The 14377-nt window shown below is 52.7% G+C and carries 13 protein-coding genes; 8 read left to right on the top strand and 5 right to left on the bottom strand.

From position 1 onward, the window contains the following. Nucleotides 1–7: 7 nt before the first annotated feature. The 3 genes from KO508_RS11020 to KO508_RS11010 form a co-directional block, all read right to left on the bottom strand. A complete protein-coding gene (locus KO508_RS11020; RefSeq protein WP_216008372.1) occupies nucleotides 8–1645 on the bottom strand; it encodes a FecR family protein in 1638 nt (545 codons plus the stop codon). Continuing rightward, nucleotides 1642–2346, bottom strand: coding sequence for a response regulator transcription factor (locus tag KO508_RS11015; RefSeq protein WP_216008371.1), 705 nt, complete (start codon nucleotides 2344–2346; stop codon nucleotides 1642–1644). The genes KO508_RS11020 and KO508_RS11015 overlap by 4 nt, the downstream gene beginning before the upstream one ends. Before the next feature lie 116 nt (nucleotides 2347–2462). After that, nucleotides 2463–4625 (bottom strand): DNA topoisomerase III, encoded by a 2163-nt coding sequence (locus KO508_RS11010; protein ID WP_216008370.1) that lies wholly within the window; start codon nucleotides 4623–4625, stop codon nucleotides 2463–2465. Nucleotides 4626–4908: 283 nt separating this feature from the next. Here KO508_RS11010 and KO508_RS11005 point away from each other — a divergent pair, with 283 nt between their 5' ends. Together KO508_RS11005 and KO508_RS11000 are read left to right on the top strand one after the other, a co-directional pair. Then, the gene (locus KO508_RS11005; protein WP_216008369.1) at nucleotides 4909–5235 is read left to right on the top strand and encodes a BolA family protein; all 327 of its coding nucleotides are present in this window, start codon (nucleotides 4909–4911) and stop codon (nucleotides 5233–5235) included. Nucleotides 5236–5277: 42 nt separating this feature from the next. Continuing rightward, nucleotides 5278–5898 (top strand): L-threonylcarbamoyladenylate synthase, encoded by a 621-nt coding sequence (locus KO508_RS11000; RefSeq protein ID WP_216008368.1) that lies wholly within the window; start codon nucleotides 5278–5280, stop codon nucleotides 5896–5898. A gap of 6 nt (nucleotides 5899–5904) precedes the next feature. Here the strand turns inward: KO508_RS11000 and KO508_RS10995 are convergent, their stop codons facing one another. Continuing rightward, entirely contained in the window at nucleotides 5905–6570 is a 666-nt protein-coding gene (locus KO508_RS10995; protein WP_216008367.1) for a hypothetical protein, read from the bottom strand. A gap of 226 nt (nucleotides 6571–6796) precedes the next feature. Between KO508_RS10995 and KO508_RS10990 the strand changes: the two genes are divergently transcribed. Next, complete coding sequence (locus tag KO508_RS10990; protein ID WP_216008366.1) at nucleotides 6797–8419, top strand: methyl-accepting chemotaxis protein; 1623 nt, start codon at nucleotides 6797–6799, stop codon at nucleotides 8417–8419. Nucleotides 8420–8463: 44 nt separating this feature from the next. Here KO508_RS10990 and rnk read toward each other — a convergent pair whose 3' ends face one another. Continuing rightward, nucleotides 8464–8847 (bottom strand): nucleoside diphosphate kinase regulator, encoded by a 384-nt coding sequence (gene rnk / locus KO508_RS10985; protein WP_216008365.1) that lies wholly within the window; start codon nucleotides 8845–8847, stop codon nucleotides 8464–8466. A gap of 377 nt (nucleotides 8848–9224) precedes the next feature. Here rnk and KO508_RS10980 point away from each other — a divergent pair, with 377 nt between their 5' ends. The 5 genes from KO508_RS10980 to KO508_RS10960 all read left to right on the top strand — a co-directional run bounded on the left by KO508_RS10980 (nucleotide 9225) and on the right by KO508_RS10960 (nucleotide 14328). Beyond that, a complete protein-coding gene (locus tag KO508_RS10980) occupies nucleotides 9225–10355 on the top strand; it encodes an aminotransferase class V-fold PLP-dependent enzyme (RefSeq protein WP_216008364.1) in 1131 nt (376 codons plus the stop codon). Between the two features lie 246 nt (nucleotides 10356–10601). Then, the gene (gene osmF, locus KO508_RS10975; RefSeq protein ID WP_216008363.1) at nucleotides 10602–11474 is read left to right on the top strand and encodes a glycine betaine ABC transporter substrate-binding protein OsmF; all 873 of its coding nucleotides are present in this window, start codon (nucleotides 10602–10604) and stop codon (nucleotides 11472–11474) included. Nucleotides 11475–11477: 3 nt separating this feature from the next. Then, complete coding sequence (locus KO508_RS10970) at nucleotides 11478–12638, top strand: ABC transporter permease (RefSeq protein WP_216008362.1); 1161 nt, start codon at nucleotides 11478–11480, stop codon at nucleotides 12636–12638. Next, on the top strand, nucleotides 12635–13582 hold the full coding sequence (locus tag KO508_RS10965) for an ABC transporter ATP-binding protein (protein ID WP_216008361.1): 948 nt from the start codon (nucleotides 12635–12637) through the stop codon (nucleotides 13580–13582). Before KO508_RS10970 ends, KO508_RS10965 begins: the two co-directional genes overlap by 4 nt. Then, nucleotides 13582–14328, top strand: coding sequence for an ABC transporter permease (locus KO508_RS10960; protein WP_216008360.1), 747 nt, complete (start codon nucleotides 13582–13584; stop codon nucleotides 14326–14328). Before KO508_RS10965 ends, KO508_RS10960 begins: the two co-directional genes overlap by 1 nt. Nucleotides 14329–14377: the final 49 nt, after the last annotated feature.

Genomic DNA, 14377 nt, shown 5'->3' with positions numbered 1-14377 from the left:
TTCGATACTATTCTAGATACAGCTCCCTCCCTGGGCCCCAGCGGCTTTCCAATGGGCCATCGGAAAGCACTTTCAGGCGCACAAAATACCGCCTTCCGGGAATAAGACGCAAGGCCGCTGTTGTATCTGGCAGCGTAGCTTCCTTAATAATATCGTTGAAACTAGGGTCTTCGGATAGTTGCATGCGGTAATTCGCGGCGGTATCAACTTTCTCCCAGAACACCCGAACCTGACTGTCTATATAGTTAATACTGATAATGCGCACCGGCGGGAGCGTGCCATTTACAACCAGTTTTCTGGGCTGAGTAGTTGCCACCGAGTTTCCGCCTGCCTCTGTTACAACGCGCCAATAGTACTGGCCGGGGCTTAGGGGGCGTGAGGGTAGAGCGGTGGTTCCTGGCGCCCACTCGCTGGTTGCAACCAAGTTCCTGAAGGCTTCATCTTCAGCAACTTCTACTCGCGCTACTTCGTTCTCACCCTTGAGTTCCCAGCGGAATTCCGGCATATCATCATTTACACTGTCACCGTCTTCCGGGGCTAGAAGTTTGGCGGTTCGTGCCTGTAGATCCACTTGTATGGGCAGTATGCCGGGCATTCCTGTCATGCCTTGTTGATCGAACGCGGCCAAATGAATTTCATACTGGCCGTTATCCAAACGGCTGATGTCAAAGCGATTACCGCTGACTTCGCGGCTTTCAATCCAGCGGCCACTTTCTGTCTCAAAAATATCCAAGCGATAGGTGCTTGCCGGGCTTGATTTCCAAGTTAGCTCGGCGGGCAGTTGCGAAAGCACCGGTGGGAGGGGGGTTAGTGCGGGTGCCGGGGGCATTTTGCGAATGCTAAGTTTGTTCCCGTTATTGCTGGCAACAGTCGCGCTGTAACCTGCGGGAATACGATGGATTTGCTTTGGAGAACCGAAATCGACAACGCCTTCGGTGACTTGCAGGTGCGTGCCCTCTGGCCCGGCTTGTAGTGAGAAAGCGGTACCTCGCACAGCAGCCACTGCAGACGGGGTCTCGATCTCAAAACGGGCCCCTCCTTCAATCACTGGCCTTACACGGGTGTGTACCTCTCCGCGGTAGAGCCTTAGCCGTGTATCGACCATGCCGGACTTGCCGTACTGGGTCAGTCGATTGAAGATCAATCTGGAATTTGGAGACAAGCGCACTTCCGACCCGTCAGCCAGAGTGATAGTCGCGGCTCCAGCGGCTGAGAGCACCTCGTCACCAACTCTTATAAGCGCATCTTCTGTCAAAACTCGTTTCCGGCCATCAATACCGGATATTAATTGAACATTACCAGAAACCGAGGTGACGCGAGCAGGATTGGGCTGTCGTTTTAGCCAGGATAATGGGATGCGAATCCGGTCGCCTTCCCCAAGAATGGATGCGTTGCCGATAGCGTTATATCGCAGGAGCTGAGTTGGGCTGTGCTTATTAACTAGAAGATCACTGGCCACTTCCGCAAAGCTCTCGCCACGCTTCAGAGTATAAATCCATTCAGGCACCGCTTCGCGAGAGGCGCTTGCGAAGGTTTTGGCTGAGCCGCGGGTAATGGAAAGCTCTGCACCTACGGGCATACCTAATGCTAACAGTGTCAGCATTAGGAAGGCTTTCGTAAATGAGGACAAAGATGTTTGCTTCATTCTGTAACTGTGGCCTCGGCTTTCATGGCTTCAAGGCGATAGCCGCGTTGGTAGATTGTCTTGATACGGAAGCCATTTTCCGGGTTTAGGCCCAATCGACGCCGCAAGCGGCTCATATGGGTGTCGACGGTTCGGGTATTGATGTCTTTTGCCATTCCCCATACGCGCTCCAGAAGGACATCACGTGTGAGTAACCGGCCTTGGTTCTGAAATAGGAAGAGCGTTAAATCGAAGTCTTTGTCGGTTAGCGAGAGAGCTTCACCATGCAGGGTGATGGTTCTTTGCTGTGTATTGACTTCAAAAGGCCCATATATAAGGACTGCTTTTTCGTTATCCGGATTAGCACGGCGTGCCAGAGCGTTTATGCGTGCCACTAGTTCTGCAGCACGGGCGGGCTTTGCGATAAAGTCGTCTGCGCCTGCGTCCAATGCCTCAACAATATCGGCTTCGCTGTCGCGCTGAGTGAGGAAAACCACGGGGATAGGCCAGTTAATCTGTGCTCTTACGCTTTTTAGCACATCAATACCGGTCATATCAGGGATCTGCCAGTCAAGAATCATCAGGTCGTAACTGCGGTGCAGTGCGGCGCTGATAAAGCTCTGACCTGTAGGAAAACTGTCGCAGTCGTGCCCACGCTCAGACAAAATAGACTGAATGTGCTGCGCCTGTTCCTGTTGGTCTTCAAGCAGAGCAATGCGCATTGTGCCTCTCCCGGATTAGATGATGACTCGTTGCGATTCGGTTTCGCTGTGAGCGATACAGGATAACCTGCCATATCAGGTAATTATCACAAATTGCTCTGCTATAGTCAGTGTTGTTATGTAGCCTTGCGTAAGCGAACTTCAGGTTTTCCGTTGTTGTCATCTAAGGTTTGTCGGCAGGAAGGAAAATTACTGCAGCCCCAGAACCAGCCTTTCTTACCTTTTCTGCGTACTAGAGGTGAAAAACAATGCGGGCAGGGCACCGGTTTTTCGCCGGTACCATCTTCCGGTGCTGCGTCGTCAATCGGCCGGGTTCCTCGGCAATCCGGGTATCTAGTGCAGGCGAAAAACCGACCGAATTTGCCATCTCTTTCGGTCATTAGCGCGCGGCACTTGGGGCAGTTTGGTGCCTTGCTTTCTGGCTCTGACGCCCGCGCTTCACCATTGGGGCCAATGAACACCCTTATTTCTGTTTTTAATGTTTCCAGAAATTTACGGGGATCGTCTTCACCTCTGCGAATGCTCTCAAGAGTCGCCTCCCAAACCGCCGTTCTGTCTGGCTTGCTAACTGAGTCCGGAAGCACAGCGATCAGGGTTTTTCCTTTGTCGGTCGCGCGAATATGTTTACTGTCACGGAACAAATAGTCGCGCTTGAACAACGTGTCGATAATGCTCGCGCGGGTCGCCTCCGTACCTAAGCCATCGGTCTCACGTAGGGTTTTTCTAAGCTCGGGGTCAGTTACAAAACGGGCGATGTTGGTCATTGCCGAAAGCAACGTTGCATCAGTGAAGTGCTGGGGCGGTTGAGTTTTACGCTCATTTACGCTGCTGTCTTCGCAGAATACTGGCTCGCCCTTATCCAAACGTGGCAGCGGTGGCTTCTCTGTCTGTCTACTGCTTTCACGGAGTTTTAATTCCAGTGCTTTCCAACCTGGCGTGAGTACCGCAGTTTCTGTGGCTCGAAACCGGTGTTGTGTAACTTGCACGGTTAGTCGGCCTTCTCGGTGTATGGCATCTGAAAAAAACTGCATGAGGTAGTAACGGCTTATCAGACCATATATTTTCTGCTCGGCGTCACTGAGCTTTCCGTTCGATGCCGTTCGACTGGTTGGAATAATAGCATGGTGAGCATCAACGTTTTTGTCGTTCCAAGCCGCGGTTCTGCGGCTCAAGTCTGCGTTGCTACAGGCGTTTGAAAGGTCTGGTGCGACTCGTGCAATCGCGCCCACAACCTGCTTGCACTGGGCAAAGTGGCCTTCTGGCAGGTATCGACAATCGGAACGGGGGTAGGTGATTAGTTGGTGGCGTTCGTAAAGATTCTGAGCTGTGTCGAGTACGTCTTTGGCGCCCATGCGAAACAAGCGACCCGCTTCAATTTGCAGAGCCGACAGAGATAAGGGCAAAGGCGGTGCTTCTGGTCGGTCGCGAAAGCGGGATTCGACGATTGAACCGGGTCGGCTATGAATACTGGCGGCAATGTGCTCGGCGGTGGCGCGGTCTAGCAAGCGGTTTTCTTCGTCCAGATAGTCCTGGAACTGTTCATCCGGCAGCCACCGAGCCGTGAACGCTTGTTGGTCGGCTTCTTCTTCCTGTGCTTTGAAGCGGGCTTCAATGCGGAAGTAGGGTTTGGGCTCAAAATTTTCTATGGTGTTATCGCGCTCAACCACCAATCCTAGTACGGGGGTTTGCACTCGCCCCACGGAGTAGACGCCTTTTTGCCCTTGCTGCTGGTAGTTCAACGTGTAGAAGCGGGTCAGGTTGATGCCATAAAGCCAGTCGGCACGTTGCCGGGCCAGAGCCGAGTGGGACAGGCGCCTGAATTCCTGGTTATCTCTGGGCTGTTGTATGGCTTTGGCAACTGCTGAAGGCGTCAAGTCGTTAATAAGTATACGTTTTACCGGCGCCCGGGTTCCGAAGTAACGTATGACTTCGTCCACTAGCAATTGGCCTTCCCGGTCTGGATCGCCTGCATGGACGATGGTCGTTGCCTTCCGGATTAAGGACTCCAAGGCGTTCAGCTGTTGGCGTACGCTGTCTTTAGGCGTTAGTTGCCATTTGTCCGGATACATGGGTAGGTCGTGCTGGCGCCATGTTTTCCATGCTGGGTTGTAGCTGGCGGGTTCGGCTGGTTCTAACAGGTGGCCAATACACCAGCTTACGGTGGCCGCTTCGCTGCCTTGGCCACAACGGATCCAGCCCTGACCTTTTTGGTAGGGGCCGGGGAGGGCTGCGGCAATGGCTCTGCCGAGGCTGGGTTTTTCGGCAATATAGAGGAGCATGTTTGGATACGGTTGAGTCTGGTTTTGGGGTGGTGGGGAATGTGGCGGTTTGGGTGTTGGGTGTCAAGGTTCGGGGGCTGCTTGTTCTGTAGTAGACTGTTTTGTTTGGAGGTCGCGGCTGTGGGCGAGGGCTTCCCAAAAGACGCCGTGAACCCGTCCGTGGGGGCTTGGTGTTGCCATTCTTGGCAACACACACTTTTGGGAAGCCAACGCCCACAGCCGCTTCTGGCTCCGAGGTATCGACGTTTAAAGATACTGACCGAAATTTAGGAGTTAACCGGTTATGAAAATACAGAACGAAATTGAAACCAAGCTGAATAAGGCGTTTAGCGCCAGCATTCTTCAGGTAGAGAACGAGAGCCATAAGCACAGTGTGCCGCCTAACTCCGAGACGCATTTTAAGGTGACCATGGTGTCACCAGAGTTTGCAGGGCAGATGAAGGTTAGGCGGCATCAAGCTATTTACAAGGTGCTTTCTGATGAGCTGGAGATGGCTGGTGGCGTGCATGCGTTGGCGTTGCATCTATACTCTCCAGATGAATGGGAGGCGTCTGGGCAAGTTGCGCCTTCTTCGCCGAATTGTATGGGCGGTTCCAAGGTTGATGCTTAATATGCGGCTTCAGGTGGTTAAAAAACAAAGCGGAGGGCTATTATGAGCCAGTTTTTTCAGATTCATCCGGAAAATCCTCAAAAGCGGTTGATCAAGCAGGCGGTTGAGATTCTTCGTGGTGGCGGTGTGATTGTGTACCCCACTGACTCCGGGTATGCACTTGGGTGCCACTTGGGAGAGAAGCCGGCTGCAGACAAGATAAAGCGCATTCGAAGGCTGGACGATAAGCATAACTTCACACTAGTGTGTCGGGACCTCTCGGATATCGGCATTTATGCCAAGGTAGATAACACTCAGTACCGGCTACTGAAAACCTTCACGCCGGGGCCGTATACCTTTATTTTGGATGCAACGAGCGAAGTGCCAAGGCGTTTGCTGAACCCGAAACGGCGCACGATTGGTGTGCGGGTTCCTGATAATGCGATAGTTCGCGACCTTTTGGGCGAACTCGGTGAGCCTATTATGAGTAGCACGCTGATATTACCGGGGGAGTCAGACCCGATGACGGATCCCTATGACATCCGGGATACGCTGCAGCATGAGCTTGATCTGATTATTGACGGTGGATTTTGTGGCATGGAGCCAACCACGGTGGTGAACTTTACCGGCGATTTGCCGGAAGTTACCCGGGTGGGCAAGGGTGATCCAACCCCCTTTGAGTGAGTTTGCTCAGGCTCGGGTATTCAGGTTGAAGGCGTAGCTGTCTCGGTTTGCAGCAACTTCAAACTGGTCTGTTGGGGCAGAACGGCGTAGGGTGTCGTAGCGGTGAACGAGATCCTGCAGGCCGTTGAACTGTTGGTTTTCACTGACCAGTGTATCGAGCAGCGAGTTATTTACCCCATAGGCCTGGTTGAGCTTTAGGGCGTTGTCCATGAAGTGCAGCGTAGGTTCGTTAACGCTCAGGCGGCTGAAGGCATCCTCGAAGCTCTTGTTTACGTTCAAGTCGTTCTCGATTCGAGTGCGGGTTTCTTCCGCCAGAATCCCGCCCACCTCAATCTTACCATTTTCGTTTTTGTTGACACTTATTGCCGAGTTGGGGTTTAGGTTGTACTCGGCAAGTTTGTGCCGCAGCGTTTCCCGTATGAAGGCAAGATCCTGCCCTACTGTTTGCTTGTAATCTGCCAGAGGCAGTTTCTGTGATTTCAGCCTGCTGGCATCACCTAGCGATGCGCCTGATGGCGTAAAACGGTCATCCCCCGGGCCTGCGGGTTGAAGCAGGTCTGCACTGCCCATGCCTTTAGCTTTCTGGCCCTCGGCATCATTTACCGCCGGGCGCTTCTCCAAGCTCTGCTGGAAACGGGTGCTTGCCTGTATAAGAGATGTCAGCAATGACATAGCGTGTATTCCTCCACCGGCTCGCAGAAGCGCGCCAGAAAATTATCGTCTATGATCTAACGGAAGCACATTCCGGGCCAGTCGATGATAATCCCGGTTTCTGATCTAAATCAGTAAATATTTGACGCATATCTATAAAGTTAAACGTCGTTTTGCCGTCAACCACCTAGGATGCTCTAAATTGCCGGGTTGAGCTGGCGTTCATTGTTCTTTTGATCAGGTCGCTATGAAAAAACAATATTCCATTCGTTTTCTGCTGCTCGCGGCTTTGGCAGCCGCGTTTTCACTTGTTCTTGTGTTTACAGTGCTATTCAGCGCTAGTGCTCAGCGTGATCACATGGAGGAATTTAGTCATAAGTACGTGGATGGCCTTGCCAAGTCTTATTTTGACGGCCTGAATACCATGATGGTTACTGGCACCATCGGCAACCGTGATGTACTCCGGGACAAAGTAATGGCTCCGGCGGACGTGCTAGATGTGAGGGTGATCCGAAGCGATCAGCTGAATCGCATGTTTGGCAGTGGCACCGCAGCAGAGAAGACGCGTGATTCTGATGACAGAAAAGCCTTGGCGGGCCAGCGAATTGAGCGTTACTCAAATAACGAGGATGGGCGCGTTTACACGCTGATTGACCCAGTTATCGCCCGGGAAGACTATCAAGGCGTAAATTGCTTGGGTTGCCATCAGGCCCAAGACGGCGATGTGCTCGGTGCAATACGTGTGGACTATTCGCTTGCTGAAAGCGATGACGCCCTGCACCAGCAATTATTGGCCAGTGGCGGAATTCAAATAGCTATCTTTGTTGCGGTGTTTTTCCTGACCGGGTTGGTTTTGAATCGTCTGGTTTTCTCCCGTTTGCGCCGGCTTCAGCGGAGTATGGATGAAATTTCCAAAAATTCCGATCTCACCATTGAACTGGATGTCGCCCGCAATGATGAAATCGGCTCCGTTTCTTTGGCGTTTAATCGCATGATGGCGAAAATCCGTGAGAGCATGCATACGGTTATGGATAACGCTGCACAGGTTGAGCAGGCAGCGCGCAGTATCGCTGCAAAAGCTGACACCACCGGCCGTGAAGTTATGGCTCAGAAAGACAACACCGATCAGGTTGCCAGCGCCACGACAGAAATGGCCGCATCGGCTGTGCAGGTGCGCGAAAACGCTATTCACACAACCCGCAAGTCGTCCGAAACGGCTGAGTCTGCCAACAGTGGCGAGCAGCTTGCACGCGCAGCCGTTGAGGGTATTGAGGCATTGAATACAGAGGTTCAGGGTGGCGCTAAAAGAATTGAAGATCTCAATCAGCGTACAGGTCAGATGGCGAGCATGTTGGAAGAGATTTCCAATATTGCCGAACAAACCAACCTGCTGGCGTTGAATGCCGCTATCGAGGCCGCCAGAGCGGGGGAGCAGGGGCGTGGTTTCTCGGTTGTAGCAGACGAGGTTCGTGCTTTGGCATCGCGTACACAGGTGTCCACAGAGGAAATCCGGAAAACCATTAACGACCTTAAAAGTGAAGTGGTGGACTGTGTAGCAACTATGAGCCATGCGTCAGATATGGCTGGGCAACAAGTCGACGCTATTTTGAAAGTAGAATCCGAGTTGCAGGACATTGCTTCTGCAGTTCGCGAGATTGCATCGCTCAATTTGGAAATGGAAAGCGCGGCGAATGAGCAAAGTGATGTGTCGGAAGCCATCAATCAGAATGTAATTGAAATCAGCCGTTCGGCAGAGCAGGCATCAACAGATGCTCAGGAAACGGCGAATATAGCGGGGGATTTGTTGGTGATGGCGGAAACACTCAGGGAAACCATCGAGCAGTTTCGCTTGGCCGAAAAGAATCGCTAGCCGGGCGCCCTTTTGGGGCGGCTCCGGCAAGCCTTATCCGAGGGTTAGCCCTCTCGGGTAACTTCAATGATCTTGAGATGGATGTTGTTGCGGCCACGGATTGGCCACTCGATAGAGTCGCCTACCGCAAGACCAAGCAAAGCTGAGCCCGCAGGGGCCAAAATAGAAATCTTACCTTCTCCCGTGCCCACCTCATGGGGATAGACCAGCGTCAACTCTTGTTCTTGGCCGCTGTCTTCATTCATAAAGCGAACCTTTGAGTTCATAGTCACTACGTGAGCTGGCATCTCTGCCAGTGGCACTAGTGTGGCGCGGCTCAGTTCATCATCTAGCCCGTCTGCTACATCCGAATCACCCTGTTTTTCAATCAAGGTAGTCAAACGGTTAAAGTCTTCTTCAGCAACCAAAACTTCCGGCATATCTGCCATAGTAATCTCCAAAATATAAATAGTTATTCGAAACTCAAGGGTTCAGGCGCCGAACCCGGCACGTAAAAGCGGATTCAGCGAGAAAAGAGGAATGCGGGCAACACACCGGCAGTGCCTGCCTGACGGCGGGCACTTAAATGGTAGAAAGGAATGATCTCTGAGAAAAGCGTTCTCACAGGTTCACCTAGTGCGTTGTCTGGATAAACAAAAAGGAAAAGCGGCAACTTGGCCGCTCTGGTCAATTTATAAGCTTTTGTCGGGTTCCACAAGTGGGCTTATGGAAAACGTAAGAAATAAAGCGCATAACGCCAGATTTGTTAGACTGGCATCATTAGAACTTTATCCATAAACCGTATTAGGCAAGGAATTTCTTAACCATGTCCAAATTGTTTCCTTCTGTTGACCCAGACGGGTTGCTGGAATACTCGGTCGTGTTTAACGACCGCTCGCTAAACCACATGTCTGCACCGTTTCAGCAAGTAATGCGGGATATTTCATCAACGCTCCGGCAGGTATACAACGCCAAGGGCTCCGTAATAGTGCCCGGGGGTGGCAGTTTTGGAATGGAGGCTGTAGCTCGTCAGTTCGCCAACGGCGAGCGGTGTCTCATTGTTCGCAATGGCTGGTTCAGCTATCGCTGGACACAAATACTTGAAGCAGGGCGAATCACCGATAGTGTCACCGTTCTCCAAGCGCAGGCTTCAGATAACACCGCAAAAGCGGCGTACACCCCGGTGCCCGCGGAGCAGGTTGCGGAGCGCATCAGAGCGGAAAAGCCAGGCGTTGTGTTTGTTCCACATGTGGAGACGGCTTCCGGGATTGTGCTGCCAGACGATTACCTAAAAACTATTGGCGATGCAGTAAAAGACGTCAACGGTTTGTTTGTGCTGGATTGTGTTGCTTCCGGTGCTCTTTGGGTTGATACCACAGCCTGTGGTGTGGATGTGCTGATCACGGCGCCGCAGAAAGGTTGGAGCGCCTCACCCTGTGCTGCGCTGATCACACTGAGCGAGCGCGCCATTGCACGCATGAATGAAACAACCAGCACCAGTTTTGCGGCAGACCTGCGCAAATGGTCTCAAATCATGCAAGCTTATGAGTCTGGCAATCACGCCTACCACGCAACCATGCCTACCGACACGCTGGTTGTTCTTCGTGATGCTATGCTCGAAACGGTAAAAGTTGGTCCAGACCTGCTTTATAAGCGGCAGGAAGAACTTGGCAGACAGGTGCGTGAGCTTTTTTACAGTGCTGGCTTCCGAAGTGTTGCCGCAGCAGGTTTCGAATCGCCCAGTGTTGTGGTTTTACACACCGACGATATTAACATTCATAACACCAGTTTATTCCGTGAGCAGGGCTTGCAAGTAGCCGCAGGTGTGCCTCTGATGTGTGGTGAATCGGAGGACTTCCGAACCTTCCGCATGGGGCTGTTTGGTTTGGAAAAACTGAATAATCTGGACAGAACAGTTGAGAATCTGAGGGTAGCTTTTGCGGCGATCCAAGGTTGAGGAAAAATCTGTAATGGGGTCTGCGTGCGAGAGCCATTCGGGTTTCTTGTCGTAAGATATACTCATCCCATTAAACTCATTGAACTCTGGGCTGCCTAAAGCAGTCCAATGACCAAGAGAGGCATACCTGTGACCCTCCCAAATACAAGAACATGTCGTGTAGGGCTTGAATATGAAACTCAGGCATCGAATGGAGCACATCGTGGAATTGCGCAATCTTTGAGACGGTGTTTTGCTGTTTCATTGATGTGTCTAACAAGTGCCGTGTCAGCACAAGACTCGGTGGTCGTTTCCTCGAAGATCGACACGGAGGGTGGCGTGCTCGGCCAGATGATTCTTCAGCGTCTGGAGAGTGGGGGTATTCCGGTAGAAAACCGGTTACAGCTTGGTAGCACCAGCATAGTGCGCAGCGCAATTAAAGCAGGTGAAATTGACTTGTACCCTGAGTATACCGGCAATGCTGCATTCTTTTATGACAAGGCAGATAGCCCGGTTTGGAAGGATGCTGAAAAAGCATACGACATGGCGGCGGAGCTTGACCGTACTGCTGAAGACATCGTTTGGCTAACGCCTGCGAATGCCAACAATACCTGGGCCATGAGTGTGCGCGGTGATTTGGCGCAGAAGAATAACCTAAAAACACTGGAAGATTTGGCGGACTATATCAACGCTGGCAAGCCGTTTAAGTTTGCCGCAAGCGCGGAGTTTGTTGAGTCAGCCAGTGCCTTGCCTGCGTTCCAGAAGGCTTACGGGTTTGAGCTCACGTCTGATCAGCTTTTGATTCTCTCCGGTGGTAATACCGCAGCGACCCTAAGGGCAGCGGCCATTAACTCCAATGACGTAAATGGCGCTATGGCTTATGGCACCGACGGAGGCCTCAACGCTTTGGGCCTGAAAGTGATGCACGACACCAAAGGCGTGCAGCCGGTTTATCAGCCAACACCCATAATCAGAGCCAGCGTATTAAAGGACTACCCCAACATACGCCCGCTATTAAAGCCGGTGTTTGAATCGCTTGATCTGGAAACACTGCAAGAACTGAATGCAAAAGTAGCCGTTGAAGGCGCTCCTGCAGCAGCGGTGGCGAAGGACTATCTGGAAAGCCTTAGTCTGGACTAATCAGTGCCTTCATCGACTGGGCTACCGAACCGTGTAATACCCGTATTGGCACTTGCTGCGTTCGTTTTAGTGTGGCTGCTGAACCTTGGTGTGGTACAGCCTAATCGCATTGTGGCTGGCACGGGCTACGGCCTGTTTGATGCCACAGGCTGGTTCGGGGCTGGCACCGTTTCGTCCCTGCTATTGGTTGTGGTTGTGCTCGCAACAAAACCTATCCGCAATCGTTTTTGGGTGCTGTCGTTTTTGCTGACGGCTGCACTCATGAGCTTACCGCTGCTGCTTGAAGTGTTTGCGCTGCGCAAGCTACCAGCGGATTCCGCTTACGCTCGAATCGGCATAGGTGCCGGGTTTTGGTGTTTGGCTTTTTTTCTCGCTCTAATGCTCTTAGAAACCTTGAGCCAACTGAAAGCTTCTCGCCGCGTTCAGTTATCAGTAGTGCTGTTGGTAGCTGCCGGTTGGTGGCTTTGCGCCGCACGTGAAGGGCTTTCCAGCCTATCGCTGATCCGCGAATACGCCAACCGGGCAGACCAATTCTCACAAGCTCTAACCGTACATTTGTCTCTGTCATTAGGCGCTGTTGCCATTAGCGCGGTACTGGCTTTTGGCTTGGCGTTGGCCATGGTGAGGCGAGAGCGGCTGCGTCGGCCCCTGCTGGGGCTGGTTAGTTTTATGCAAACCATTCCCAGCCTGGCGCTTTTTGGGCTGTTGATTGCGCCTTTGGGGGCATTGTCGGCAGCCTTTCCCGCTCTGCAGGCCTTGGGAATACGAGGCATTGGTTGGGCGCCTGCTTTATTGGCGTTGATTGCCTATAGCCTGTTGCCAATGGTGCGCAACACCTACGTTGCCCTGATGGAAGTACCCGAGGCTGTAGTGGATGCTGGCCGGGGTATGGGGATGAGCGAGCGACAGGTTTTTCTGCAAGTGAAGCTTCCTGTCGCGTTGCCGGTCATTATTGAAGGCGTACGAATTACTACTATTCAAGCGATCGGACTAACCGCTGTCGCTGCGTTGATTGGCGCTGGGGGCTTTGGCACGTTTATTTTTCAGGGGTTGGGCCAAGCCGCTATGGATCTAGTGCTTCTTGGTGCCTTGCCCACCGTCTGTTTGGCATTGGCGGCGGATGCCATCTTGTCAGCATTGAAATTTCAGGAGACACCAAGGTGATTGAGCTGAAAGGCGTCACTCGACGGTTCGGTGAAGCCGTGGCTGTTGATAATATCGACCTGACCATCGAAACCGGTGAGGTCTGCGTGCTTGTGGGCAGTTCGGGCTGCGGAAAGTCCACTACGCTCCGGATGATCAATCGCCTTTTGCCTCGCACCAGCGGCCAAATTCTTGTGGATGGCGAGGATATCAACAAAGCGGACCCAGAGGCGCTGCGGTTGAATATGGGCTACGCCATACAAAGCACCGGGTTGTTCCCCCATTGGACGGTCGCTCGTAATATCGGCGTGGTGCCAACGCTTCTTAAGTGGCCTGCTCAAAAGCGTGATGAGCGGGTAACCGAACTCTTGGCCCTTTTGGGGCTGGACCCGGAAACCGACGCTAGAAAATACCCTCATCAGCTTTCCGGTGGTCAGGCCCAACGGGTGGGCGTGGCGCGGGCACTGGCGGGCGATCCGAATATTCTTTTGATGGACGAGCCATTTGGTGCACTGGATGCTATCACCCGGGAAAGTCTGCAGCAGGAAATGCTGCGAATCCAGCGGCAGCTGAATAAAACCACTGTGTTTGTAACCCACGATATTGATGAGGCGCTGAAGCTGGCTTCACGTATTGCGGTGATGGACCAAGGGAGGATTATTCAACACGATACGCCAGAGGCAATCCTTCGGCGGCCGGCATCCGCCTTTGTGGAGAACCTGATCGGGAAGGGCGATCGTGGGTTGAAGCTTCTGGCTTTGCGCACCGTAAGCGGCCTGATGGAACGGCATCCTGAGCCCCGACACCCCGAACCCGTTACAGATAGCCTGAACGAGTCAGACAGCCTACGCATTGCATTATCCCTGATGCTCTGGAACAACACAGAAAAACTCCCGGTTCTCGATGCGTCAGGGGCAGAGGTGGGCATAGTAAACCGAGAGCAACTGCTGAAGGTGGGCGCCTGATGCGCTTGTGGCTCACACCGGTTATCTGGATCGCATCTTTGTGCGCTCTAACAGCCTTGCTCCCCGCAATGGCGCCACTATTTTCATGGGTGGAAGGTGGCACAGACAATCTGATTTATACCAGAGATAGCTTTTACACCTTGCTGCAGAGCCACATTTGGCTTGTGTTGGCGTCTGCCACCATGGGCACCTTGGTTGCAGTATCTGCAGGTATCTTCGTGACACGTCCTGCAGGCCGCGACTTTATGCCGTTGGTCAGCCAAATAGCCTCAATTGGTCAAACCGTGCCACCGGTGGCGGTTTTGGCTCTGGCAGTGCCTGCCATGGGTTTTGGTGAGAAGCCTACGCTGTTTGCATTGGTACTCTATGGCTTACTGCCGATACTAAGGAATACTCTGGCAGGGCTAGGTGGCATTAACCCAGCGGTGCTCGATTCCGCTAAAGGGATGGGCATGTCCTCAGTGCAAGTTTTGTTTAAGGTAGAGCTTCCTCTGGCTGGGCGAGTGATACTGGCGGGGATACGTACGTCCGTTACTATCAACATTGCCACTGCAGCGATTGGGTCCACCATCGGCGCCCGCACACTTGGCGACCCGGTGATTGCGGGATTGGTTAACGGCAATACTGCCTACGTACTGCAAGGCGCCATTCTAATCGGCTTTCTGGCACTGGCGACTGATAGTTTGTTTGAAGCGTTGGAGCGGGCTTGGGCTAGGGTATTTTCTGCAAGGGCTCACAAAGCCTAGGGCAGGCTGGCGACGAGGCCATAGCCATAGTCCCCAAATGTTTCAGTCA

It is taken from the genome of Marinobacter salexigens, from assembly GCF_018860765.1.
Classification (GTDB): Bacteria; Pseudomonadota; Gammaproteobacteria; order Pseudomonadales; family Oleiphilaceae; genus Marinobacter; species Marinobacter salexigens_A.
Note: the sequence above shows the minus strand (reverse complement) of the source record. Positions and strands in the feature narration are given on the sequence as shown.

Bases quoted from the DNA above. Each gene is read 5' to 3' on its own strand.
- KO508_RS11020 (WP_216008372.1), bottom strand. From the start codon at position 1,645: ATGAAGCAAACATCTTTGTCCTCATTTACGAAAGCCTTCCTAATGCTG.
- KO508_RS11015 (WP_216008371.1), bottom strand. From the start codon at position 2,346: ATGCGCATTGCTCTGCTTGAAGACCAACAGGAACAGGCGCAGCACATT.
- KO508_RS11010 (WP_216008370.1), bottom strand. From the start codon at position 4,625: ATGCTCCTCTATATTGCCGAAAAACCCAGCCTCGGCAGAGCCATTGCC.
- KO508_RS11005 (WP_216008369.1), top strand. From the start codon at position 4,909: ATGAAAATACAGAACGAAATTGAAACCAAGCTGAATAAGGCGTTTAGC.
- KO508_RS11000 (WP_216008368.1), top strand. From the start codon at position 5,278: ATGAGCCAGTTTTTTCAGATTCATCCGGAAAATCCTCAAAAGCGGTTG.
- KO508_RS10995 (WP_216008367.1), bottom strand. From the start codon at position 6,570: ATGTCATTGCTGACATCTCTTATACAGGCAAGCACCCGTTTCCAGCAG.
- KO508_RS10990 (WP_216008366.1), top strand. From the start codon at position 6,797: ATGAAAAAACAATATTCCATTCGTTTTCTGCTGCTCGCGGCTTTGGCA.
- rnk (WP_216008365.1), bottom strand. From the start codon at position 8,847: ATGGCAGATATGCCGGAAGTTTTGGTTGCTGAAGAAGACTTTAACCGT.
- KO508_RS10980 (WP_216008364.1), top strand. From the start codon at position 9,225: ATGTCCAAATTGTTTCCTTCTGTTGACCCAGACGGGTTGCTGGAATAC.
- osmF (WP_216008363.1), top strand. From the start codon at position 10,602: ATGTGTCTAACAAGTGCCGTGTCAGCACAAGACTCGGTGGTCGTTTCC.
- KO508_RS10960 (WP_216008360.1), top strand. From the start codon at position 13,582: ATGCGCTTGTGGCTCACACCGGTTATCTGGATCGCATCTTTGTGCGCT.